21 protein-coding genes and 4 tRNA genes are annotated in these 22,928 nt (G+C 39.0%); 12 read left to right on the top strand and 13 right to left on the bottom strand.

The annotated features are described in order from the left end of the window. Window positions 1-19 precede the first annotated feature (19 nt). Window positions 20-1,933 carry a lytic transglycosylase domain-containing protein gene (locus AC1M9C_RS12370; RefSeq protein WP_481953801.1) on the bottom strand — a complete coding sequence of 638 codons (1,914 nt, stop codon included), beginning with the start codon at window positions 1,931-1,933 and terminating at the stop codon, window positions 20-22. Between the two features lie 360 nt (window positions 1,934-2,293). Here AC1M9C_RS12370 and miaB point away from each other — a divergent pair, with 360 nt between their 5' ends. The 7 genes from miaB (at window position 2,294) to AC1M9C_RS12335 (ending at window position 8,214) form a co-directional block, all read left to right on the top strand. Further along, on the top strand, window positions 2,294-3,751 hold the full coding sequence (gene miaB, locus AC1M9C_RS12365; protein ID WP_179999317.1) for a tRNA (N6-isopentenyl adenosine(37)-C2)-methylthiotransferase MiaB: 1,458 nt from the start codon (window positions 2,294-2,296) through the stop codon (window positions 3,749-3,751). Window positions 3,752-3,789: 38 nt separating this feature from the next. Beyond that, window positions 3,790-4,875 carry a PhoH family protein gene (locus AC1M9C_RS12360; protein WP_092768044.1) on the top strand — a complete coding sequence of 362 codons (1,086 nt, stop codon included), beginning with the start codon at window positions 3,790-3,792 and terminating at the stop codon, window positions 4,873-4,875. A 30-nt stretch (window positions 4,876-4,905) separates the two neighbouring features. Continuing rightward, window positions 4,906-5,394, top strand: coding sequence for an rRNA maturation RNase YbeY (gene ybeY / locus AC1M9C_RS12355; RefSeq protein WP_035269880.1), 489 nt, complete (start codon window positions 4,906-4,908; stop codon window positions 5,392-5,394). 74 nt (window positions 5,395-5,468) lie between these two features. Then, the gene (locus AC1M9C_RS12350) at window positions 5,469-5,762 is read left to right on the top strand and encodes an antibiotic biosynthesis monooxygenase family protein (RefSeq protein ID WP_481586805.1); all 294 of its coding nucleotides are present in this window, start codon (window positions 5,469-5,471) and stop codon (window positions 5,760-5,762) included. A gap of 258 nt (window positions 5,763-6,020) precedes the next feature. After that, window positions 6,021-6,701 (top strand): hypothetical protein, encoded by a 681-nt coding sequence (locus tag AC1M9C_RS12345; RefSeq protein ID WP_179999309.1) that lies wholly within the window; start codon window positions 6,021-6,023, stop codon window positions 6,699-6,701. A gap of 141 nt (window positions 6,702-6,842) precedes the next feature. Beyond that, complete coding sequence (locus AC1M9C_RS12340; protein WP_481586804.1) at window positions 6,843-7,556, top strand: DUF3108 domain-containing protein; 714 nt, start codon at window positions 6,843-6,845, stop codon at window positions 7,554-7,556. An 82-nt stretch (window positions 7,557-7,638) separates the two neighbouring features. Further along, a complete protein-coding gene (locus AC1M9C_RS12335; RefSeq protein ID WP_035265221.1) occupies window positions 7,639-8,214 on the top strand; it encodes a xanthine phosphoribosyltransferase in 576 nt (191 codons plus the stop codon). Between the two features lie 9 nt (window positions 8,215-8,223). Here the strand turns inward: AC1M9C_RS12335 and AC1M9C_RS12330 are convergent, their stop codons facing one another. The 3 genes from AC1M9C_RS12330 to AC1M9C_RS12320 all read right to left on the bottom strand — a co-directional run bounded on the left by AC1M9C_RS12330 (window position 8,224) and on the right by AC1M9C_RS12320 (window position 11,250). Next, window positions 8,224-9,108: a MetQ/NlpA family ABC transporter substrate-binding protein gene (locus AC1M9C_RS12330; RefSeq protein WP_481953795.1), complete on the bottom strand. Its 885-nt coding sequence runs from the start codon at window positions 9,106-9,108 to the stop codon at window positions 8,224-8,226. Then, window positions 9,105-10,154 (bottom strand): isopenicillin N synthase family dioxygenase, encoded by a 1,050-nt coding sequence (locus tag AC1M9C_RS12325; protein ID WP_481586802.1) that lies wholly within the window; start codon window positions 10,152-10,154, stop codon window positions 9,105-9,107. The genes AC1M9C_RS12330 and AC1M9C_RS12325 overlap by 4 nt, the downstream gene beginning before the upstream one ends. Window positions 10,155-10,269: 115 nt before the next feature. After that, entirely contained in the window at window positions 10,270-11,250 is a 981-nt protein-coding gene (locus AC1M9C_RS12320) for an aliphatic sulfonate ABC transporter substrate-binding protein (RefSeq protein WP_481953794.1), read from the bottom strand. A gap of 271 nt (window positions 11,251-11,521) precedes the next feature. On the opposite strand from AC1M9C_RS12320, the gene AC1M9C_RS12315 reads away from it, so the two are divergent. Continuing rightward, window positions 11,522-11,896 (top strand): hypothetical protein, encoded by a 375-nt coding sequence (locus tag AC1M9C_RS12315; protein WP_035265212.1) that lies wholly within the window; start codon window positions 11,522-11,524, stop codon window positions 11,894-11,896. A 50-nt stretch (window positions 11,897-11,946) separates the two neighbouring features. Here AC1M9C_RS12315 and wrbA read toward each other — a convergent pair whose 3' ends face one another. Continuing rightward, window positions 11,947-12,543, bottom strand: coding sequence for an NAD(P)H:quinone oxidoreductase (wrbA, locus tag AC1M9C_RS12310; protein WP_035265209.1), 597 nt, complete (start codon window positions 12,541-12,543; stop codon window positions 11,947-11,949). A gap of 114 nt (window positions 12,544-12,657) precedes the next feature. Between wrbA and AC1M9C_RS12305 the strand changes: the two genes are divergently transcribed. Beyond that, window positions 12,658-13,902 carry a YihY family inner membrane protein gene (locus AC1M9C_RS12305; protein WP_481953793.1) on the top strand — a complete coding sequence of 415 codons (1,245 nt, stop codon included), beginning with the start codon at window positions 12,658-12,660 and terminating at the stop codon, window positions 13,900-13,902. 37 nt (window positions 13,903-13,939) lie between these two features. Here the strand turns inward: AC1M9C_RS12305 and yddG are convergent, their stop codons facing one another. Together yddG and AC1M9C_RS12295 are read right to left on the bottom strand one after the other, a co-directional pair. Beyond that, window positions 13,940-14,827, bottom strand: a complete 888-nt coding sequence (gene yddG, locus AC1M9C_RS12300) for an aromatic amino acid DMT transporter YddG (protein ID WP_481614235.1) — start codon at window positions 14,825-14,827, stop codon at window positions 13,940-13,942. Beyond that, window positions 14,824-15,765, bottom strand: coding sequence for a DMT family transporter (locus AC1M9C_RS12295; protein ID WP_481953792.1), 942 nt, complete (start codon window positions 15,763-15,765; stop codon window positions 14,824-14,826). Before AC1M9C_RS12295 ends, yddG begins: the two co-directional genes overlap by 4 nt. A 102-nt stretch (window positions 15,766-15,867) precedes the next feature. Here AC1M9C_RS12295 and AC1M9C_RS12290 point away from each other — a divergent pair, with 102 nt between their 5' ends. Beyond that, window positions 15,868-16,671: an AraC family transcriptional regulator gene (locus AC1M9C_RS12290; RefSeq protein ID WP_481592032.1), complete on the top strand. Its 804-nt coding sequence runs from the start codon at window positions 15,868-15,870 to the stop codon at window positions 16,669-16,671. Window positions 16,672-16,722: 51 nt separating this feature from the next. On the opposite strand, the gene AC1M9C_RS12285 is transcribed toward AC1M9C_RS12290, so the two are convergent. Both AC1M9C_RS12285 and AC1M9C_RS12280 read right to left on the bottom strand, forming a co-directional pair. After that, window positions 16,723-17,361 carry a fumarylacetoacetate hydrolase family protein gene (locus AC1M9C_RS12285; RefSeq protein ID WP_481953791.1) on the bottom strand — a complete coding sequence of 213 codons (639 nt, stop codon included), beginning with the start codon at window positions 17,359-17,361 and terminating at the stop codon, window positions 16,723-16,725. Window positions 17,362-17,406: 45 nt separating this feature from the next. Next, window positions 17,407-17,910, bottom strand: a complete 504-nt coding sequence (locus tag AC1M9C_RS12280; protein ID WP_035265193.1) for a YcxB family protein — start codon at window positions 17,908-17,910, stop codon at window positions 17,407-17,409. 171 nt (window positions 17,911-18,081) lie between these two features. On the opposite strand from AC1M9C_RS12280, the gene AC1M9C_RS12275 reads away from it, so the two are divergent. Continuing rightward, window positions 18,082-19,389 (top strand): SRPBCC family protein, encoded by a 1,308-nt coding sequence (locus AC1M9C_RS12275; RefSeq protein ID WP_481610319.1) that lies wholly within the window; start codon window positions 18,082-18,084, stop codon window positions 19,387-19,389. A 73-nt stretch (window positions 19,390-19,462) separates the two neighbouring features. Here AC1M9C_RS12275 and AC1M9C_RS12270 read toward each other — a convergent pair. From AC1M9C_RS12270 to AC1M9C_RS12255, 4 genes are all read right to left on the bottom strand, one after another. Continuing rightward, window positions 19,463-19,539: transfer RNA gene (locus AC1M9C_RS12270), tRNA-Arg, on the bottom strand. A 360-nt stretch (window positions 19,540-19,899) separates the two neighbouring features. Further along, window positions 19,900-19,976 (bottom strand) — tRNA-Arg (locus AC1M9C_RS12265). Window positions 19,977-20,019: 43 nt separating this feature from the next. Beyond that, window positions 20,020-20,096 (bottom strand) — tRNA-Arg (locus AC1M9C_RS12260). A gap of 16 nt (window positions 20,097-20,112) precedes the next feature. Beyond that, window positions 20,113-20,203: transfer RNA gene (locus AC1M9C_RS12255), tRNA-Ser, on the bottom strand. Between the two features lie 262 nt (window positions 20,204-20,465). Between AC1M9C_RS12255 and rnr the strand changes: the two genes are divergently transcribed. Next, window positions 20,466-22,904: a ribonuclease R gene (rnr, locus tag AC1M9C_RS12250; RefSeq protein ID WP_481953800.1), complete on the top strand. Its 2,439-nt coding sequence runs from the start codon at window positions 20,466-20,468 to the stop codon at window positions 22,902-22,904. Window positions 22,905-22,928 lie beyond the last annotated feature (24 nt).

The raw sequence follows: 22,928 nt of genomic DNA, 5'->3' as shown, positions 1-22,928 counted from the left end.
CACAAAAGTAGTTGAAATGCTATTGCGTATTTCTTACTGGAATAGGCGGCATACGACTTTCGATCGCTTGCGGCCCCTGTCCAAGCAATACACCATAATGAGCAGCATTGGTCATAACTTTCTTCACATAGTCACGTGTTTCATGAAGTGGTATTGACTCTGTGTATTGATCCGCCGCAATGCTTTTGAACTCTGGTTGCCAACGGCGTGCTCTAGTCAGTCCTGCATTATAACCAGCCGTAGCCAGAACTGGACTGTTACTCAGCATACCTTGAATCATTGACAGGTAATATGTCCCATAACGAATATTGGTATTCGGATCGGATAATGCAGCAGGATTATACGTTTCACCCATTTTTCGTGCCACATCTTTTGCTGTTGCAGGCATAATTTGCATCAATCCACCAGCACCTACATGTGAACGAGCCGTGGTCACAAAGCGACTTTCTTGACGCATTAAACCATAAGCCCACGAAGGATCAATCCCTGCATTTTTACTATGCGTCACCACTAGATTTTGATGTGGTGTCGCATAACGATATGCATAGTTATGACGTTTAAGTGTTCTTTCCGCCGCATAAATAGCACGGTCATACCACCCCATTTCTGTGGCACGTTTTGCCGCAGCCAGTAATAGACCATCATCTTGCTTAAGATAAGCTTGGCGGACAGCCCAATTCCATTCACGATTTGTGTAAGTTGCTGAAGCATTGATATTGCGTAATGCAAAAGCACGTCTAAAGTGAATATCTTGATCTAAACGTTGAATATCTTGTGCGCTTGGTTGAGCACGATCATGTGCTTCATTATAACGAATACCTAAATGGTCTTTTGCCAACAGATTGTGATAATCATCGCCAGCGGCAGCTAATCGTTGATAAATACTTTTTGCAGCTTGCTTGGAAGTTTGGTCTTTACGATTTTCATATGCTCTCGCCATCCAATATTGCCAGCGATCTTCTTGTTTTTGCGTAACGCTCATACTATCTATGGCTCGCAACACACTTTCCCACTCACCAAAACGAATCGCTTGACGCGCGTAAATTTCAGCCTCTTCTGGTGTAAAAGGCACGCCATAACTGTAATCAAAGTTCTTCAGCACTTCAGGATTAAAATTATTTTTCATCACTGTCGTGCCTCCAATATACGCCACCGTGCGGTACATATACTTTTGAACATCTGCAGGAACACCTTGCACGACACGAGGAAGATTTTGAAGCGCCGTGTTCAAGTCAGCATCTGCAGCACGACCTAAAGCAAACACCAAATAAGCATAATCTACTGTTGTTCCTTTGGTCGCAGACCATAAATAATTCAAAGGATCTGCCTGAATTTGATTTAATTGTGCTAATGACAAGTTTAAACCCAGAGTTTGTGCTGTTGCGATCGCTTGACCAGACTGTCCCGCTCTAAGTTGCGCATACAGGCGCTGTTGACGATCTGTGGTGGTGAGTAAGGGACTACTTAGCATTAAGCGACCTAAACCATTACACGATTCTGGCTGCGATTCTGTTGTAAACCAGACATCTTTGTATTCAGGGTATACCAATGTATCGCCATTTTTTGCTCTTACTTGCGCAACCGCACAGCTTTCAGCTTGATCAGGATTGGTGACATAAGGTAAAACAGGTTGAGCTGTCTTGAAATCTGCTTGTTTTACCTTTTCTTCGACATAATCAGCAGCTAATTTTTCAGCCATTGCAGATTGAGGATAGCGCTGTGCAAAGCTGATAATATTCGTTGCAGGTTGGAAGCCTAAATTATTATTCAACATCCAATATTCTGGATAATATCCAAGCGCATCATTTTGCATTGCAGAACGATAATATTCGAGCTGAGCTGTATTACCCGAGTTCGCAAATTTAATCGCCTCATTAAATTGCTCTTCAGCCGCATGAGCAACGGGCAAACAACCTAGTGTTATCAGCCCCATTAAATATTGTTTTAACTGTTTTTGCTTCACTGCTTTTTTTAACACGCTTCTCTTCTCAACTTTAACTCGTCGCTACATTTGGACATGCTTTTTTGCATGATCAACTCTTTTGCAGCGCTTGGCAATTTTAAAATGTATTTTAAATACTCTAATGATCAAGTACTGTTCTGTTATGTAAAGCGCTGATTAACCACTATTATTTTAAAGTATTTTTACTGTAAATCCATAAACTTGATCTGATTTATATATTTGTTCAACCCGTAGTACAAATACTGTAAAATAGCTCGCTTTTATCGAGTGTGGGATTCCCCCATACTTCACCGGAACATATTTATCCCTTTTTATAGGATAGGAGCCTTCATGACGGTTCAAACCTTCATTCCGAATAGTGCCCCAGCTGCCTCAGAAAACACTGTTACCCAGCCACAGCACACCCCAGCCATCGATGGTGCAGTCAAAAAACTGTATATCGAAACGCAAGGGTGTCAGATGAATGAGTATGACAGTCATCGTATGGCCGACTTGCTAGGTGATTCACACGGTTATGTATTAACAACAGACCCTGCTGATGCAGATATTCTTTTAATGAATACCTGTTCAATTCGTGAAAAAGCGCAAGAAAAAGTATTTTCAGAATTAGGTCGCTGGCGCAAGCTGAAAGAAAAAAATCCTGATTTGGTGATTGGTGTAGGTGGATGTGTTGCATCTCAAGAAGGTGACAATATCCAAAAACGTGCACCTTATGTCGACATGGTATTTGGTCCACAAACACTTCACCGTTTGCCACAAATGCTTGATCAGCATACGGATCAAATTGAAAAGCCGAAAAAAGAGAAAATCAAACTGGTAGACATCTCATTTCCAGATATCGAAAAGTTCGACTTCTTACCTGAACCTCGCGTTGAAGGTTATAAAGCTTTCGTATCGATTATGGAAGGCTGTTCAAAATACTGTTCATTCTGCGTGGTGCCATACACTCGTGGTGAGGAAGTATCTCGTCCCCTAGATGATGTACTTGCTGAAATTGCTGGTCTTGCGGAAAAGGGCGTACGTGAGGTTTCTTTACTCGGTCAAAACGTAAATGGTTACCGCGGAGAAACATTCGAAGGTGAAATCTGTACGTTTGCTGATCTTCTTCGTCTAGTGGCGGAAATTCCAGGCATTGGTCGTATTCGCTATACGACATCTCATCCATTAGAATTCAATGATGACCTTATCCAATGCTATCGTGACCTACCACAGATGGTTTCTCACCTTCATTTACCAGTTCAAAGTGGTTCAAATGATGTATTGAAGGCGATGAAGCGTAACCACACGATTGACGTTTATATCGATAAGATTGCTAAATTACGCCAGGTACGCCCTGATATGCATTTGTCTTCAGACTTTATTATTGGCTTCCCTGGTGAAACTGATGCTAACTTTGAAGAGACATATCAATTTATTCAAGACTTAGATTTTGATCATTCTTATAGTTTCATCTACTCGAAACGTCCTGGTACACCAGCATCAGAGCTGGAAGATTTAACACCTGAAGATGTTAAAAAAGAGCGCTTGGCTAAAGTTCAACAATGGATTAAGCAGTCAAGTATCCAAAAAACTGATGCTATGCTTGGTACTGTCCAACGTGTGCTCATTGAGAGCGTTTCAAAACACGATCCAAACTTATTGGTAGGAACCGCAGACAATACACGTTTAGTAACATTTATTGGTGATGCCTCTTGGCTTGGACGCTTTGCAGAGATTGAGATTACAGAGATTAAAACCTTAAATTTAGTTTACGGTGAACTCTTGAATCTTGAACCTGACGTGGCGTAATGTAGAGGTATAGATTAATAGACTCTAAAGGAAATCTCTTGACTGCAGCGATTCGACGTACAGTGGCTTTTCCCGGTGTTTCAATGGACCGTTTACAAACCATGCTTGGCGCGTACAACGGTCATATGAAACAAATTGAACAACGTTTAGATGTAAAAATCAGTCAGCGTGGCGATAGTTTTTTTATTGACGGTGGAATTGATGAAGTCGAGAGAGTTGAAAGCTTACTTCAGCGCTTATACGCCGAAGCTGAAGTTTCTCAACAAATCAGCTCTGATTTGATTCATTTAATGATTCAAGGCAGCCAGACTGATCATGAATTACAATTGGATCCTAATCAAGAACACACAGGACTTGATGAAGTCTGGCTCCAAACCCGTAAGGGCCGCATTAATCCGCGGGGGGCCAACCAAAAACGCTATGTACAACGCATTCTTCAAAGTGATATTTCTTTCGGGATTGGTCCAGCGGGTACAGGTAAGACCTATTTGGCTGTAGCTGCTGCCGTTGATATGCTTGAACGCAATGAAATTCAACGCATTCTTTTAGTTCGCCCCGCTGTGGAAGCTGGTGAAAAACTTGGCTTCTTGCCAGGTGACTTATCACAAAAAATTGATCCTTATTTACGCCCACTCTATGATGCCCTGTATGAAATGCTTGGCTTTGAAAAAGTGGCAAAATTAATTGAGCGTCAAATTATTGAAGTAGCGCCACTTGCATATATGCGTGGTCGTACACTCAATCACTCCTTTGTCATTTTAGATGAAGCTCAAAATACAACGCCAGAACAGATGAAAATGTTCTTAACTCGTCTTGGTTTTGGTTCGCGTGCAGTCATTACCGGTGACATTACTCAAGTGGATTTACCACGTGGACAGCAGTCTGGTTTGGCACATTCATTACGCGTGCTTGAAAAGATTAAAGAAATCCATATCACACGTTTTCACTCACGTGATGTTGTAAGACATCAGCTTGTACAAAAAATTGTAGAAGCATACGAAGGTTGGGACAGTGAACAACATCGTTTAACTGCTGAAGCACGTGCGGAACGTAAAGCGCGTCAAGAAGCACTCATATCAGAAAATGATTCTGCTGCTGATGCTCAGCATCAAGATGCAGAGTAATTTAAATCTAATCACGCTCAAGGCAAGATTTTGAAACTCAGTCTCTCATTACAACAATCGTTTGAAGCATCAAGCTTGGTGCTCAAACGTGCGTATGTTAAAAAAATTATTGAAACCACCCTTCGTCATATTGATACACAAAGCGATTGTGAAATTGGTATAGCTTGCGTAGATGTCGAAGAAAGTCACAAACTTAACCTTGAATATCGTGGTAAAGATAAGCCAACCAATGTTTTATCTTTTCCAAGCGACTTACCAGATGAAATGGCTGAAATTCTAGACAGTTTCCCTATCGGAGATCTGGTGATTTGTATTCCCGTTGTGCTTCGTGAAGCAGAAGAACAATTTAAAGCACCATTAACACATTTCACTCATATGTTGGTTCACGGTACTTTACATCTGATGGGCTATGATCATGAAACTTCTGAACAAGATGCTGAGGAAATGGAAGCAATTGAGATTGAGATTTTACAAAAACTAGGTTTTGAAAATCCTTACCTGCTATTGGATGACGAATAACACTCCTCAATGACTTCGGTCTATGCTTCCCGTTATTCGGGAAGCAAATTAAAATAATAAATGAGTATTCAAAAATGAACTTCGTTGTCATCTTCAAAGCTAAAATAAAAAATATTGATGATGAATATGTAATATTGGCTAGCCAAATGCGGCATAAAGCGATGCATGATTACCATTGTACAAAGTTTGAAACCTATCAAGAGAAGGATAATGAAGTCAGTCTTTCTTATTGGATTCGGTTAGAGGATATTCAAGCTTGGCGTCAGGACACTGAGCATCTTTATGCGCAACAAAAAGGTCGCCTATCATGGTATGACACGTATTCGATTGAGGTCTGTCAAATTCAGCGCGCTTATCAATCTGAATAAATCGAGTTGATCTTTATATTGATGACATATTTTAGACAAATGAGTTAAATATTGAGTAAGTTCTTCAGATAAAATGAGATAAAGTCATGCGAAACCAATAGATTAAACTTAAATAACGCCTGACCATCAAAACCATAATAAACGTCTTTGTAAACATTACATCGCAATTGGATAAGCTGTTATCCTTCGGCAGTAATCACCTACAAGATATACACTAGCTGACATCTCACAAGATTTAGAGGTAATGGAACTTCACTTATGCCAACGATTATTTCAAATATCGCGAACAAATTTCGTAAAGTCTATCAAAAGGCTGAAGGGTTTATTGAAGAAGAACGTGAATTTCCTGTCTCTCAAGTTTTTTTAAATGCGACTTTCAAGCGCTTTGTGACCGACAATGTCAGCATACTTGAAGATTTACATGCTGATTTACATGACGATTGGCTTCGACTCTATGCCACTTTGAATGTGAAAGGGCTTTATACCATTCTCTCTGTAGATTTAAAGCTCATTCAAATGGAATTGAATAAAGACGTACAACTGATTGTATTTGAACAAATTAGTGAAACCGAAGTCATTGAAGCAAAATTTCAAACCTTTTGGATGAAAATTGCATTCCGATCTGCACTATTCTTCTATCAAAAAATTCTTCGAAAAGATCCACTTGGCATGATTTTAGAGCGTTTTAATGTCATTAAAGTCAAAGATGATCTATTACATCTCGATTTAAATCAGTGGCTCGGTAAAAATCGCTCGATCATCGAAACATTGGGCAAAGTACACGTCAACCATGCAGAACTTCGTGAAACAGAATTGGTCGTGATTGGTAATGTAAATTTGATGGCTTTATTTAGCAAAATGAATACTGATCGATTCAAATCTAAATCTGATGAAGTGGAAAGTGATCACATTACACCAATTAAACAAAAGGATGACTAGAGCGCAGAGTTCTAATGTCGTCATAAAGCTTAAGCTACAGAAAAATACATTTTCACTGTGATTATTGATTATTTCTCCTTATTTATCAGAGATAATAAAACTTCAAGTGATCCTTCGATACGAAGGTAAAGGAAAATATTTATGGCATTTAAATCGTTTAAAACTTTGAGTGTGATTGCAAGTGTAGGTACAGCCGTGCTTTTCACAGGCTATTCAAGTCAAGCGCTTGCCATGACGCCCTTCCAAGCCTCTTATCAGTTTGCATACAATGGTAAAAACTTGGGGTCAGCAACACGAACCTTGAAAAAATCAGGTAACACCTGGAATTACGTTTTTGCAGCTAAAGCAGGAGGTATTGCTTCAGCGACTGAAACCAGTAACTTCACATTCAACAATAATCAGATTCAATCATCCAATTTCAGTCGCACCAGTAAAATTTTGGTTCATAACAATACAATGAGCATTAAATTTAATCCAAGTGCCAAAACCATTAACACCACCAAAGATAAAGAGCAACGTTCATTTGCATGGAAATCTGGTGTACTGGATGAGTTAAATGCAGAATTGCAAATTCGTGAAGACTTAAAAAATAGTGGTTTAAAATCGCAATACTGGATTGCAGATGCTAAAGAAGTTGAATCACGTCGTTTCATCAAACAAGGCACTGAAAAAGTAGAAACTAAGTACGGTACGTTTGATACCATCAAAGTAGTGATGAAACATGATAAACCAGGTCGTGAAACGATTTTTTGGCTGTCTCCGAAATTGGACTATCTACCAGTGAAAGTCACACACCAAGATAAAAAATCTTCATACGGGCTCTTACTGACAGGGTATAACGGTCCACAAAATTAAGGCATTTTTTACTTGCTTTTTTGCAGATGCTTTTTAAAATACGTCTTTGCTTAAAAAGGCACCTGCCCTAGAGGATTCTCCCGTGTACGCACTAGAACAGAAAATCTTAAACGAAGGTATCGTTCTATCTGATCAGGTTTTAAAAGTTGATTCTTTTCTAAACCACCAAATCGACCCAGTGATGATGCAACAAATTGGTCAAGAATTTGCTCGTCTATTCAAAGATGCGGGCATCACCAAAATCATCACAATTGAAGCTTCAGGTATCGCACCTGCTGTGATGGCTGGCTTGGAACTTGGTGTACCGGTAATTTTTGCACGTAAGTATCAATCTTTAACTTTAAAAGATGATTTATATCGTTCAAAAGTATTCTCTTTTACAAAGCAAGTAGAAAGCACAATTGCTATTTCCAAGAAGCACATTGCAGCAACCGATAAGGTTCTTGTGATCGATGACTTTCTTGCAAATGGACAAGCTGCTTTAGGTCTGGCTGACTTGATTCACCAAGCTGAAGCTGAGGTTGTCGGGATTGGTATCGTGATTGAAAAGTCGTTCCAACCTGGCCGTGATCTTTTACTTGAAAAAGGTTACCGAGTTGAATCACTTGCTCGTGTTGAATCACTTGCAAATGGGACTGTGACTTTTGTTCAAGAATAATTTTGAACATTAAAAAAAAGCGCCTAACGGCGCTTTTTTATATTTTAATGTGGCAGGATCAAGTTGAATACCCAATTTTGTACCACCAAAATGCTTTTGAATATAATCTTCAACGTAAGGCTGATGGTAAAGATTTGAAAGTTTTTGAAATTGTGGATCATTCAATCGATCTTTACGCACTGCAAGTATATTGACATTTTCTAAAGCTTTATCAGTAACCTCTTCTTTAAATATCGCATTTGTTATTACATTTAGTCCACTTTCTAGAGCAATAGTATTTCCAATTGCGGCTAAATCCACCTCAGACAATACACGTGGTAGTTGTGCACCTTTGACCAATTTAAATTGAAGTGATTTCGGATTTGACTGGATACTTTCAAGAGTTCCAGAAATCGTATTAAAATCTGGCTTAAGTTGAATCAACTGAGCACGTTCTAATAGTCTTAATGCACGTGCTGTATTCGCCACATCATTTGGAATTGCAATTAAGGCCCGATCAGGCAAAGCAGTTAGTGACTTGTAGTTTTGAGAATATAAACCCATAGGCTCTAAATAAGTGGTCGCCAAGACAGCAAGCTTATGATGATTCAAGTCATTAAATTCTTTGAAATACGCCCAAGATTGAAATGCATTTACATCAATTTCACCATCGAGCAAAGCTTGATTCAAAGCCACACCGTCATTAATTTCTTTCACCTCAATGTCAACATTTGCTGCTTTCGCCAGATCAGAATCCGCGATATGTCTCCAAATATCAACATCCGATCCATGTGATCCAATCACGATTGTTTGTTGTGTTTGCTTTGTTTTTTGAGGTTCAGGTTGAGCACTACATGCACTGATAATGAGAATTGCAAAAATAATAAATAAAAATTGGGCGTATTTTGACTTCATGATTTACTCGATATTGTTGTTGATTGTTTGAGTTGTTTAAATTGCGCTGGATAATATTTTTCAGTAACGTCTAAATGAGATCTAAGTCGACCTTTGATACAGTTTTCTCCCACATTTCTCAGTAAAGGATTCAGTGGATCTGTCTCTGGTCCTTGTGCAAGTGCTTTTAAATCATTTGCAAGATTTAAAAGCGGAATTTCACCAGCAAATAAATTTGGAGAAAGAAAATAAGCAACCGAGTACCGTTCTGCATTGGTTGGAGATATGACTCGATGTTGATTCGCAATCAAATATCCATTTGTGGCAAGCTCTAAAACCTCACCGATATTGACGACAAATGCGTGTTCAACAAATGGTACTTCAATCCATTTGCCTTGACTTAAGACCTGAAGTCCTCCGATCTGGTCTTGTAAAAGTAAAGTTAAAATATTGGAGTCTTTATGAGGGCCTACACCCTGATGATTCATTTGATCAATTGGGGGATAATGAATCAGCTTGAGTAGTTCATGTGGACTGCCTGTAATCAATTGATCAAGTGCTGTGTCCTGCTGCCCCAATGAAAGCAACAAGGCTTTTAATAATTTAATTGCAACTTGTCTGAGATCTCGTTGCCATGCGGTGACTACGCGTTGAAACTCAGGCCAATTCGAAGGCCACTGATTTGGTCCCTGTAAACGTCTCCATGTCGGTCCAGTTTCAGGTTCTAATGCTGCCAGCTCAAAACCAATGTCTATTTGTTCTCTAAAATCAGGTTGCAGACGTGTAACTTCGGCATTTACTCGACTATACCCTCGAAAATGCGGGGAATGAATCATAGCGATTTCATCTTTTTGTTCTTGTGGCAGCGAAAAAAACTGTCGAGTAATACGCTGAATCTCCAAAATTTTTTCAGCTGAAATGCCATGACCTGTCAAATAAAAAAAACCAATATCCTTGGCGATATGTGCAAGTCGTTGCAGAAAATCTGCTTGCGTTGATGATTGATCAAATTGACTTAAATTTAGAATAGGAAGTGCTGTTAAGCTTTGTTGTAATGGTTGATTCATGATGCACTCATCTTTCTAATACTTCATTGTATTAATGACTGAAAGATGAATGCTTTTGAAATCATTTAAATTGGATACTTATGCGTCTATAAAAATATGATTCGCGTTCAATCACTTAGTCTTGCCCAGTCCACACATGATCTTTTAAAGACACCGCATTCGGAATGAGTTTGAGTCGATAAAACAAATCTGCAATTTTTTGTTGCGCCGTGACTGTATCTGTATCGACCAGTTTGGCATAAGCAGGAATATTTCTTTTTTCTAAAACCAGTTTGGTAATATTTTCGTCCAAGCTTGTACTTTGCGCCAAAATTTTTGCGGCTTGATCTGGGTGTTGATTGATCCAATCATCTACTTGATTTAATGTTTGCACAAATCTTTGGGCTTCAACCGCATGTTGTTTTAAAAATTTTGGAGAAGACAAATAGAAGCTATACGCTAATGGCAAAGCTTTTGAATCAATAAGAACACGTGTATCACCTTTAAGCGAAGCAGCACTTGCATAAGGATCCCAAATCGCCCAAGCATCGAGTGATTTTTTATCAATAGCAGCTCGGGCATCTGCAGGCGTTAACCAGACGGGTTGAATATCAGACCAGCTCAATTGAGCTTGATCTAATATTTGTGAGAGAAAGTAATGCGCACTTGAACCTTGTGTAACACCAATGCGCTTACCTTTTAGATCCTTTAAGCTTTGAATCGTACTGTCTTTGGGTAAGAGCAAGCTATGTGAGTTTTTAGATCCATTTTCATAAGCTAAATATTGAATTGGTTTACCTGCAGAAAGTGCGAAAATTACAGGTGTATCCCCTGTATACCCCACATCAATAGCACCGACATTTAATGCTTCTAGTGTTTGAGGACCTGCCGGGAATTCTTTCCATTGAATTTTCACACCAGGGAATGCCTGCTCAAAAGTTTTATTTTGTTTTGCAACGATGAATTTAAGCGCCGCTTTTTGATAGCCAATATTCAAGGTTGTTAATTTTTCATTTGATTCATCTTGCCCCTTAAGCTCAGTAGGCTTTTCTTTTGAGCATGCAATGAGGCTAAAACTCAATGTCACAATGGTGCTTAGTACAAATAATTTTTTCATTGTCTTGGTAATTTATTTGATTGGAATAAAAAAATAAGCCAAACTTCGAAAAAAATTAAATCACTATTTGCGCTTAGTTATTCAGTTCAAGATCTAAGCCATCCTGCTCATAAAATATGGTTTTATCCTTAAAAATTAAATTAATCTATTTTCAAATCAATTTTTTATTTTATCTGGCATTACAGTTTTTCTACATTCGGCCATGTTGCAACTTTAATCGCAATGCTAGAATCTTTTAAATAAATGGATGTATAGATTAGAGCAATCCTAAATGACTGAAAACTTAGAAATACACTGCCCAAAATGCGGTTCAACTGATATTGAAAAACGCAACCATGAACAATTACTGCAAAAAACAGGTGGTGTTCTTCTTTCCGCAGCGGGTACAACTGCGGGTACTGTGGGTGGTGCTGCATCAGGTGCTTCTATTGGTGCTTCCATTGGTGCTGTTGCGGGCCCTTTAGGTGTAATCATGGGTGGCACAATTGGCACTTTTGTTGGTGCAATCAGTGTGGGTGTGACTGGTGGCTTTTTAGGTCATCGTTTTGGAAAAAAAGCGGGAGAAATTGTCGATAAGAATGTTTTCCTCGATTACCAATGCAAAAAGTGCAAACACCGATTTGAACAGAAACATATTTCAAAATAAAAGTGAGCGAGAAGCTCACTTTTTTATGCCTGATAAAATAATCTTTAAAATTATTTCTTTAACATTTGCAACGCCACTTCACCTAATCGTTTCCCTTGCTCGATACACAGTGATTTTTCATCTTGGCTTAGAGATTGATCGTGTCTAGGTCCACTGACATGTGTAGCACCATAGGGTGTCCCACCTGATTTTGTATTCGATAAAGCTGGGTTGGCATTGGTTAAACCCAAAATCAACATTCCATGATGAAACAAAGGTGGCAACATAGTCAGTAATGTACTTTCCTGCCCGCCGTGCATAGAGCCCGATGAACCAAACACACAAGCAGGTTTATTATGCAATGCACCATTGAGCCATAAACTCGTTGTTTGATCCCAAAAATATTTCATTTCTGATGCCATATTGCCAAATCGAGTTGGTGATCCTAATGCAAGTCCCGAACAATGTTGAAGATCATCCAAAGTCGCATAAATATCGCCCTCCTCTGGAATACTTGGTGCTGCTTCGGTCACCACTGTTGCCAACTGTGGAACTGTTCTAATTTTCGCAAGCATTCCAGTAGATTCAATTCCTTGAGCAATTAAATGTGCCATTTCCTTGGTTGAACCATATTTGCTGTAATACAAAACTAGAACATATGCTTGCATAAAAAGATCATCCAATGAAAAAAGAAAACTATACGGTATTTTTTTTAAAATTTGGTTAAGCTGTGCAACGAACGTACAGAATTTTAACTAAAAAATACTCGAGACTCATTATTTATGGCGGAAATCTTAAAAAAGTTACCTTTCTACAATAAAACATGGTTTCAGTTTATTTTGTTTGTACTACGACGCTTTGAAGCTAACAATTGTCGTGAGCAAGCAGGCTCTTTAACTTACACCACACTTTTCGCTGTCGTGCCGATGTTGACCGTATTCTTGGTTATCATTTCATCGATTAAAGCATTAGAACCTGCTCGGCAACAATTACAACAATTGATCTACAGTAATTTTCTGCCTAAAACCAGTATCGCGTTTGATAAAGCATTGAATGCATTTACTGACAATTCGAGCAACTTAACCATTATTGGTGTGCTGTTTTTATTCTTTACCACAGTAATGATGCTCACTAGCATTGAGACAGCATTCAATCGTATTTGGCGTGTGACAGAAACGCGTAATGGCATTATTGGTTTTATGCGCTATTGGACCATCATTTCACTGGGACCAATCCTGCTGGGTTCGGCTTTTGTGATTTCATCGACTTTAGCGTCTATGAACATCCTAAGCAATAATTTTGCAGGTTATGAATTGAATGGCACTTTTATTTTATGGGTCATCTCATTTGCACTCACCGCATTAGGTTTTTTTGCCTTGTATTGGACGATTCCAAACCGCTCTGTTCCAATAAAAGCAGCCATGATTGCTGCGATTTTTAGTGCTGTTACCTTCGAGTTACTGAAAAATTTATTCGGCTTCGTGATGACTAACTTTACCAGTTATCAGTTGGTTTACGGTGCTTTTGCAGCAGTTCCAATTTTCCTGTTGTGGATTTATCTCTCTTGGAACATCGTACTGCTTGGTGTTGAGATAAGTTATGCCCTCACAGCATTTCATACAGGTAAGACCGAAACGCGCCATCCAATTCTCATGCTTCTAGATATGCTTGAGTTATTCTATAAAAAACAAAAACAAGGTAAAACCGTAACCGATCTGGAGGCACTTGATATTTTAGGACGCCGTGAAATTGGCCGCTGGCCTAAATATGTTAATCTATTAGAACAGCAGAATATTATTAAACGTACAGATAATAATGAATATGTTTTGGTTAGAAATTTAGATCATCTTGATTTTTGGTCATTTTATAAATCATTGCCTTATACGCTGCCTGATAAAAATGATATCGGAAAAATTCATGAAGATGATGTATGGATGAACCGTATTGGTCCTGCACTGATTGAAGCTGATGATTATCTTGCTGCAAAGCTCTCCGTACCGCTATCGACCATACTTGAAGAAAAATAAACTCTTGCAATAAGAAAAGACCTCTATAGGTCTTTTCTTATTTCGTAGACGGATTATATGGACGTGTAGATTGCCAACAAATAAGTGCGCCTAAGGTCACTAAGACACAACCGATCCAAAAGCTCATTAGAGGTTGCACATCTAGAATCAGCATCGACATCAGACTTGAAAAAATGGGCATAAAATACGTTGCCAAAATTAAAATTTTGAGATGTCCATATTGCATGCTTTGGTTCCAATTGCTGTAAGCCAAGCCAATTAAGCTGCCAATGACTACAACCATCAGCCATGTCATCAAATTCAGCTCAACAAACGGTTCTCGCATCACAAAATGTACAGCCCACAACCCAACTGCAGTCATTAGAAAAAGAAATGGAACAGCATTATGACCTTCTGCATATTTCTTGGTAAATATACTGTACAAAGGCCATAGTACGGCGCCGATGAAAGCAAATGAGTACGCCAATGGATTTTCAAGCACGGCCACCAATATGCTTTTCGGCTCGAGAATATCTGGATTAACAACCATCATTAACCCAAGAATGGCACATGCAAAGCCAGTAATCACCCAAATATTCGCGCTCAATTGCCGTGCAAGAATCGAAAATACAATCAGCAAAGGAGGCCAAAGATAATTAATCATTGCTATGATTAATACCTGTTCTCGATGCGTTGAAAGTGCAATCGAAATTAAAAACAGGATCTCGTAGCCAACAAAAAGAGCACCACAGCCCCATAAGTATTTTTTAGGCATGAGTGAAAGCTTGGGAAAACCATTTTTCCATAACATGAACAATGCACTAAAACTATAGATCAGTGCCACCGCCTGTATCGGGCTTAATGATTCAGTTACAAGTTTCACCACCGCAACCAACGAGGCCCAAATCAAAATCGAGCTTAATCCCAGCCATGTGTACTGATTCAATGGAATGCTCCAATTCTTGCGCCGATTCGATCAAGATAAATTCTCAAACAGCGGTGTAAAGACACAATCATAATCCCTGCAAGAACCATACAAGAACCGACCAAGAAACTCGTTTCGATCTCCTCATCTAATAGCCAGACACCAAACAACATGCCGAACATGGGGGTCAAAAACGAAAACACACCTAAGCCATTTGCTAAATAAGTTCGTAACAACCAAAACCATAGCAGCAAACTTAAAAAAGACATGACAACCACATGAAATGTTAAGCTCAGAAACGCCAGTTGTGACCAGCGTACATCTGCTTGTCCAGTCCAAAAAGCTAAGGGTAATAAAAAAATAAAGCCCCCAAGCAATTGATAAAATAATGTTTGAGTGGGAGGCGCCTCAGAAAGCGTTGAAAATTTTAAAGAAATCGTAGTCAATGCCCACATCATCCCTGCCATTACAGCAAGAAAATCTCCCCATAAAATATGGTTGAGTTGACTTTGAGCTTGATCACGCACTAAAAAAGTATAAGCGATGCCAAAAAATGCGAACCAAATACCAAACCACTGGAAGTGATTCAATTTTTCAGCTTTGACTTTCCAATGTAAGCCTAAAGCCACAAAAATAGGCGCGGTATAGAGCAGAACAACAGTGTGCGCAGCACTGGTGTACCTGAGTGCCTCAGCAACCAAATAAAATTCTGCAGAAAATAAAAAGGCTAACCAAATTCCAGGAACAACATAACGGTAATGAAACAGTTGTCGCACTCGTTGTAGATACAATAATGGAACGACAAGCAAGGTTGCCAAACCACAGCGCAATGCGATTTGCATCAGAGGACTAATATCAGTAGCTGCAAGTTTCAAGATAATTTGCTGTAAACCCCAGACTAAACACAATACGATCATTAAGCTTGACGCCTGAAGGTCAAGACCTCTTCGCTCACCCATGAGTGGCACTCTTCACACAAACAAGTCGTCACTATACTGCTGACTGAATTAGAATATATAATTCAAAACAGACAACAAATACATTTATTCAGGCAATTTAATATGCCAAAACGCCATCCACATGAACTATTCGTTCAGTTAGATAATTATGATCATATCCAAGAGAATCTTTGGCTAACATTCCGCAATGATCCAGCCCATTCGGAATATCCTAAACACGGTCATGCATGGGGCGAATTTATCTATGCATTTGATGGTGTAATGGAAGTTCATATTGATCAAAATCAATATTTAACACCTCCGCCCTACGGAATTTGGCTACCGCCGCATCTGCATCACAGCAGTATTAATCTCACAGCTGTTTCTCATGCCACCTTATACGTGCATGAAAGCCTGTGTGATGCACTGCCCAAACAAGCAGGTATTTTACTAAGCTCCCCCTTAGTGACGGCGCTACTCAATGAACTCAGAAAAACTTATTTCAAACATGATCAACCCGAATATCAACGACTTTTAATGGTTTTACTGGATCAATTAAAAAGCTCACCCCTGCTCAAAAGCTACTTGCCCCATTCTGATCATCCTGCATTACAAACGATATTTACATACATCCATGAGCATCTCAGTGATCAGCGTCCACTGAGAGATTATGCTCAAATGGTGAATATGAGTGAGCGCACTTTATCGCGCTTATGTGAAGCTGAAATTTCGATGTCGCTCAATGAATGGCGCCAACGCTTTAAAATTACACGAGCATTAAGCTTATTGTCTGAAAATAAAACCGTTGAACATATTGCTCTAGATTTGGGCTATGCCAACGCCTCAGCCTTTATCAATATGTTTAAACGCTGGATGCACATCACGCCCCAACAGTTTCGTAAAAACATCAACTCAGACAATCTCTAGCCATAAAAAAAGGATGAACCATCATCCTTTTTAATTGAGCTTGATGCATCATTAATGCACTTGCGTAGTCCACACAAAATCTTGTTTTAAGCCAGTCAAAGTCATTTTGAGCTGATCACCCGATTCTAATGGTCCCACACCTGCAGGCGTACCCGTCATGACAACATCACCAGACATTAAGCTAAAGTTTTGACTGATTTCTGCCAAAAGCGCTCCTAATTTAAAAATCAGTAACCCCGTATCACCATGTTGCCTAAGTTGATCATTAATTTCGAGCTTAAACTGGACTTGATCTAATGCTGGGACCTGATCAAGCGAAATCCAATCTGCCAAAATACAAGATCCATCAAATGCTTTCGCACGTTCCCAAGGTTGTCCTTTCTTTTTAAGCTGATCTTGTTGATCTCTTAAAGTCAAATCCAAACCAAGGGTGACTGCACCTACTGCTGCTAATGCCTCTTGAGGATCCTTAAAGTTTTTGAGCGGTCGATCTATTCGTAATGAAAGTTCACATTCATGATGACACTGTCCCAATGCACGATTCCAATCAATCCCTTCTGCTAAGGACACCAAGCTACTCGGCGGCTTGATAAATAAGACAGGTTGATCAGGAATCGCATTACCTAATTCTTGAGCATGCGCAGCATAACTGCGACCGACACATACAATTTTTGATGGAACTGCACTCATGAAAATCTCTCTTATTTATAGTTTGAGTAATGAACTCATCAAAACTTAACGTTTTTGGAATGTATTTTCAAACAGTGTTCTGTCTACATCAGACTCAAATGCACGTTTTGGAATAATGACCACTGTATGATTTTTGAGTTCAAGCATATAGGTCAATTTACCCACTACAAATTTTTGTACTTCACTGTAGGCAAATGCTTGTTTAGGACGACCACTTGAAAAAAGCTCGGCAGAGTTTTGAAACAAATCGATACCTTGTTCAGTCTTACCAAATTGATATTTTTCAAACTGACGCTTGAACATCATAGGTAAGAACCAGTAACGCATAACGATTTGTAAAAAGATAAAGAACGTGCCTAAAGCCACGTAATAGCGTCCTACACCCTCTAATCCAAGATAAAGCCCCCAAATCACGATCGCAATACTGACAAGTGGCGTTAAAAAACGCGTAAATTGTTTTTTGCCAAAAGTAGCTAATGCAAAACCATCCTGAGACTCTTGTAAATTTAAGAAGTAACGGACAGATAAAACTGGTTGAGTATCAGACATAGGGGATTCAACAATCGATTTTCTTAAGCAAAGATATTACACCACTTTACCTGAAATCGAATTGTCGTTTTAATGAATACTGTTGATTACATCATCGCACTATTGATGAAAGCATCACACGATTTACAATGACACAAAATAAAAAGTCTAAATTCATAGTTCAGGATGAAAATGAAATACTTTAACTATCGAGCATTGTGCTTAAGCCTTATTTTTGTACCTAGCTTGTCGTACAGTGCGATTATTGAATGGAAAGAAAATATACCCAGTGCGTTAAAACCATTTCAAAATAATAGTACCGAACTCGCCAGCATCGCAAAAGATCAGATTCTCATCTATGCGCACACAAATACCCAAACATCTATTCCGACACGCAAAAAACAACCCAATCCAAATGTGAAGTTCACATCATCTGCCATCGTATTGCCTGTTAATGAAGAAAAGGTCGCCAAAACGCTTTCACAGTTTGAAAATTTTGTTGGTTTATTCCCGACATTGAAGTCAGCTAAAATATTAAATCAAGAAAAAAATATCACTCAGGTTCAATATAAAATTTCCATTCCAACACCAATACCTGTGCTCAACTTTAATGAGACCATAGTGTTTCAGCATCATATTGAAGGTAATACTATTTCGAGTTTGATTGTGGATGCACCCGTTCCTTATGGTCTAGGCAAATTTGAATGGTTCAAATTGGATCAAAATCATACTCTTCTGACCCTAACGCAATGGGGAGATTTGAACCAACCTAAAGGTTTTCTATTTAGCAAAGTTCTGAATGCAGTGCCTGAAGCAAAAATGGGAATTCCAAGTGGTACACATGCATTTTTACTTGAATCAATTCGAAAAAAATTAACAGCACCTTCTTCGAGTACGCTCAAACCAGGTCAATTTCCATCCGACCAATTAACGACAAATCAATTGGCCAAAATCGCACAAATCAGTCGTATCACCGAACACCCTGTAAGTTTTGTCCATACACCGACAACCGTGCCTTATCAACACGGTGCAGAATCAATGCGTTTTGTGACGACGTATCAGTATTATTCCCAACCAGTGCAACAATTACAAAAATGGACACAGCCTGTACATTATAAAAAGTTGTTTCCCCGCCAACTCAAATCTATTGATATCGAAACCCTAAAAGACCAAACACAATTGGCAGATTTTAAAGTTGAACTCGGGTTAGGAGTTATTCAAATTCCATTCCGATTTAAACTAAATTTTAGCTTTCCTAAGTCGAATCAGAATAGTTTTTATGCTCAAGGCGGTGATCTGAAATACATTAAAGGAAAAATGCAATTTGATAAGTTTCAACAAGGTACTTTATTGAAAATGACGAATGCTGGAAAAATAGATGAAAAAGCACCGTTCCTGATTCGTGCAGCACGGAGCTTGCCTTATCATGATGTGCTCCCTACAGTTGGGGCGAATGTCGTCTTTGCATTGAAAGTCAAAAACGAAGAGCAGAAGAAATAAGATAAAAAATAGACACAAAAAAACCGCAATTAAGCGGTTTCTTCTCTTTTTTACATCTTAGAGATGATCAAGTTGGTGCGCTCAGAGAGATTCGAACTCCCGACCCCTTAGTTCGTAGCCAAGTGCTCTATCCAGCTGAGCTATGAGCGCGACGTCTTGATGGAGTGCATTATATATGAATATTATTATTTGTTAAGTACTTTTTAATAAAATTTAAATCAAGCGAACAGTATTTATACGTAAATGTAAATTATGGCTAGATAATCAACAATTTAAGAGATGGTCAACAGGATCAATCCAAATTCCAAACAATCCTGAGTTGGATTGATGATGTTTTTATAAGAGCTAATATCTATTAATTAAAAATAATATGTGTAGAAATTTTAAAATTTATTTCTTTCTTAAGTAGCTAATAAAATATGATGATTTATAGCATCACTTCATTCTAGAAACAAAAAAACCGCAATTAAGCGGTTTCTTCTCTTTTTTACATCTTAGAGATGATCAAGTTGGTGCGCTCAGAGAGATTCGAACTCCCGACCCCTTAGTTCGTAGCCAAGTGCTCTATCCAGCTGAGCTATGAGCGCGTACTTGAGTGTCTTACGACTTCGTTACATCGATTAACTTGATTGGTGCGCTCAGAGAGATTCGAACTCCCGACCCCTTAGTTCGTAGCCAAGTGCTCTATCCAGCTGAGCTATGAGCGCATTTCAAGTTTATCGTTGGCGGTGAGAGAGGGATTCGAACCCTCGATACCAGTAATAGGTATGCTTCCTTAGCAGGGAAGTGATTTCAGCCACTCATCCACCTCACCGTAACGAGACGCCATAATACAAACTTCGTCCCTACTCTTCAAGTGAGAATTTAAAAAATTCTATGTTTTTTGTTCAATCATATATTTTTTAAACAATTTTCAGGTTTTTTACCTTTAATCTGCATTAATTTCACTTTAATACTGTCTATTCTGCATCTCTTTTATAATTTATGAACTAAAAACACTTTATTGCAATCATTTACGTGCAGTATTTCTCATCATGTCTTATGCTAAACTTATCTTCTGATATGAAGCCAAAGACATTATGAAAAATTGGGTCGACCCTGAAGCCAAAGCGGAAGCTGAACGTTACGATAATCCTATTCCAAGCCGTGTTCTTATTCTAGAAACGATTGAGAATAAGAAAAAAGCATTGTCTCATGCAGACCTTGTGGAACACTTCGAAATTGCGGATCAAAAAAGTATTGAAGCACTTAGTCACCGTTTAAGTGCGATGGTTCGCGATGGTCAATTGACGAAAGAAGGTTATAAGTTCCAGCTTATGGCAGATCAACCTGTTCATGATGCGACCATCTATATCAATAGCAAAGGTTTAGGGGTTGCGAGTATAGATGGTAAGAAAGAAGAATATTTGTTACCTGAGCGTGAATTACGTCAAGTCTTCCATGGTGACCGAGTTAAAGTTCAACAGACCTCTGTTGACCGTAAAGGTAAACCATGGGGTTTCATTACTGAAATTACCCAACGACGCGTCAAACAAATCATTGGGCAACTCGCAGAATATGAAGGTGAATACTTCATTCAACCAGCAAATCCAAATGCGCATCAACCGATTACCTTAGAAAAAGAACTCATTGCGCATGCGAAAGCTAAAGTTGGTGATTCTCTTCGAGTTGAAATTGATGATTTTCCAAATCGTGAAGAGTTTGCTACAGGTCATATTATTCAATCTATGGCCGACAAATCTGATACTGAAATTATTATTCCTCAAACCATTTTAGAATATGGTTTACCTTACGAATTTCCAGAAGAAGTAGTTCAAGAAGCTGAAAGTTTTAAAGAACCGACAGCACGAGATCGTCAAGGACGCATTGATTTAAGAGATTTACCCTTAGTCACAATAGACGGTGAAGATGCGCGTGACTTCGACGATGCTGTCTATGCAGAAAAACGTCCTGGTGGCGGCTATCGCGTCGTGGTGGCGATTGCAGATGTCAGTCATTATGTTCGTATTGGTAAACCTTTAGATGATGAAGCACAAGAACGCGGTACGTCTGTGTACTTCCCTCACTTTGTCTTACCGATGTTGCCTGAAGCACTTTCAAATGGCTTATGCTCACTCAATCCAAATGTCGATCGTCTATGTATGGTCTGTGATTTGAATTTAAGTCGCGCAGGTAAAGTCACAAAATTTGAATTCTATCCGTCGGTGATGCACTCTAAAGCACGACTCACCTATGACCAAGTTGCAAAATATTTTGAAGGTGATAGTCAAGCTGTACCTGAAGATCGTACAGTGCGTAAATCACTGAATACATTATTCCAACTTTACCAAGTATTAAAAGGTTTACGTGGAGAACGCCATGCAATGGAATTTGAAACCGTTGAAACGTACATGACCTTTGATGAACTTGGTGGAATTAAAGAAATTCTACCAAGATCACGTAACGATGCTCATAAACTCATTGAAGAATGTATGTTGTTAGCCAATGTCGCTGCTGCTGAATTTGCTTTAAAACACGAAATTCCAATGTTGTATCGTGTGCATGAGCCACCTGAATTCTCACGCATTCAAAAAGTTCGCGACTTTGTTAAGTTATTAGGTTTGAAATTCCCTGATCAACCTACGCAAGCGGACTACCAAGCGGTCATTGAAGCCACTAAAGACCGTATTGATGCGCCAAGTATTCATGCTGTGCTTCTTCGCTCCATGATGCAAGCTTATTATGGGCCAAATAACGCTGGTCACTATGGTTTGGCGTATGAGGCATACACTCATTTCACCTCTCCAATTCGTCGTTATCCAGATTTATTATTACATCGTGCTATCAAAGCACACCTGAAAAATAAACCTGCACCAGTCTCAGGTGGCGCACTAGAAGAAGCCGGTAATCATTTCTCGGCAACAGAACGTCGAGCTGATGAAGCTTCTCGCTCAGTAACCACTTGGTTAAAATGCCATTATATGCAACAGCATCTTGGTGAAGAGTTTGTTGGCGTCATTAGTGCTACGGCTGAGTTTGGTCTATTTGTCACTTTAAAAGATTTATATGTCGATGGTATGGTCCATGTAAGCCAGCTTGGCGATGACTTCTTTGTCTTCGATCAAGCGAGTCAAAGTTTAGTTGGGCAAAATCGTGGTCAGACCTTCGGTTTGGGTGATGAAGTACGCATCAAGGTTGCAGGTGTCAATTTAGAAGAACGTAAGATTGATTTTGAATTGATTCAACAACTCAGCCATGCAGGTCGCGCTATTCGTAGTCGAGCACCACGTGTCGTGAAGGAAAAACCGGTCACCAAGCAAGAAGCGTTAAATCGCATGTTGAATGAGCCTGTCGAACTCCTAAAAGATAAAGATGAAAGCGGTGAACGCCCTGTTCGTAAGAAAAAGTCCAAGGCAAAACCAAGCTCTTATACTAAAAAATCAGACAAAAAATCTGATGGAAAAGTAAAAGATAAAGCGAAAAAGAAAGCTAAAGTGAAAAAGAAAAAGTCGAATGCGAAAGCTAAATTAGACTAAATCTTTAAAGAGCGCCACGGCGCT

Source organism: Acinetobacter sp. 24-47-39 (assembly GCF_056783825.1).
Note: the sequence above shows the minus strand (reverse complement) of the source record. Positions and strands in the feature narration are given on the sequence as shown.

Bases quoted from the DNA above. Each gene is read 5' to 3' on its own strand.
- AC1M9C_RS12370 (WP_481953801.1), bottom strand. From the start codon at position 1,933: ATGGGGCTGATAACACTAGGTTGTTTGCCCGTTGCTCATGCGGCTGAA.
- miaB (WP_179999317.1), top strand. From the start codon at position 2,294: ATGACGGTTCAAACCTTCATTCCGAATAGTGCCCCAGCTGCCTCAGAA.
- AC1M9C_RS12350 (WP_481586805.1), top strand. From the start codon at position 5,469: ATGAACTTCGTTGTCATCTTCAAAGCTAAAATAAAAAATATTGATGAT.
- AC1M9C_RS12345 (WP_179999309.1), top strand. From the start codon at position 6,021: ATGCCAACGATTATTTCAAATATCGCGAACAAATTTCGTAAAGTCTAT.
- AC1M9C_RS12340 (WP_481586804.1), top strand. From the start codon at position 6,843: ATGGCATTTAAATCGTTTAAAACTTTGAGTGTGATTGCAAGTGTAGGT.
- AC1M9C_RS12330 (WP_481953795.1), bottom strand. From the start codon at position 9,108: ATGAAGTCAAAATACGCCCAATTTTTATTTATTATTTTTGCAATTCTC.
- AC1M9C_RS12325 (WP_481586802.1), bottom strand. From the start codon at position 10,154: ATGAATCAACCATTACAACAAAGCTTAACAGCACTTCCTATTCTAAAT.
- AC1M9C_RS12320 (WP_481953794.1), bottom strand. From the start codon at position 11,250: ATGAAAAAATTATTTGTACTAAGCACCATTGTGACATTGAGTTTTAGC.
- AC1M9C_RS12315 (WP_035265212.1), top strand. From the start codon at position 11,522: ATGACTGAAAACTTAGAAATACACTGCCCAAAATGCGGTTCAACTGAT.
- wrbA (WP_035265209.1), bottom strand. From the start codon at position 12,543: ATGCAAGCATATGTTCTAGTTTTGTATTACAGCAAATATGGTTCAACC.
- AC1M9C_RS12305 (WP_481953793.1), top strand. From the start codon at position 12,658: ATGGCGGAAATCTTAAAAAAGTTACCTTTCTACAATAAAACATGGTTT.
- AC1M9C_RS12295 (WP_481953792.1), bottom strand. From the start codon at position 15,765: ATGGGTGAGCGAAGAGGTCTTGACCTTCAGGCGTCAAGCTTAATGATC.
- AC1M9C_RS12290 (WP_481592032.1), top strand. From the start codon at position 15,868: ATGCCAAAACGCCATCCACATGAACTATTCGTTCAGTTAGATAATTAT.
- AC1M9C_RS12285 (WP_481953791.1), bottom strand. From the start codon at position 17,361: ATGAGTGCAGTTCCATCAAAAATTGTATGTGTCGGTCGCAGTTATGCT.
- AC1M9C_RS12280 (WP_035265193.1), bottom strand. From the start codon at position 17,910: ATGTCTGATACTCAACCAGTTTTATCTGTCCGTTACTTCTTAAATTTA.
- AC1M9C_RS12275 (WP_481610319.1), top strand. From the start codon at position 18,082: ATGAAATACTTTAACTATCGAGCATTGTGCTTAAGCCTTATTTTTGTA.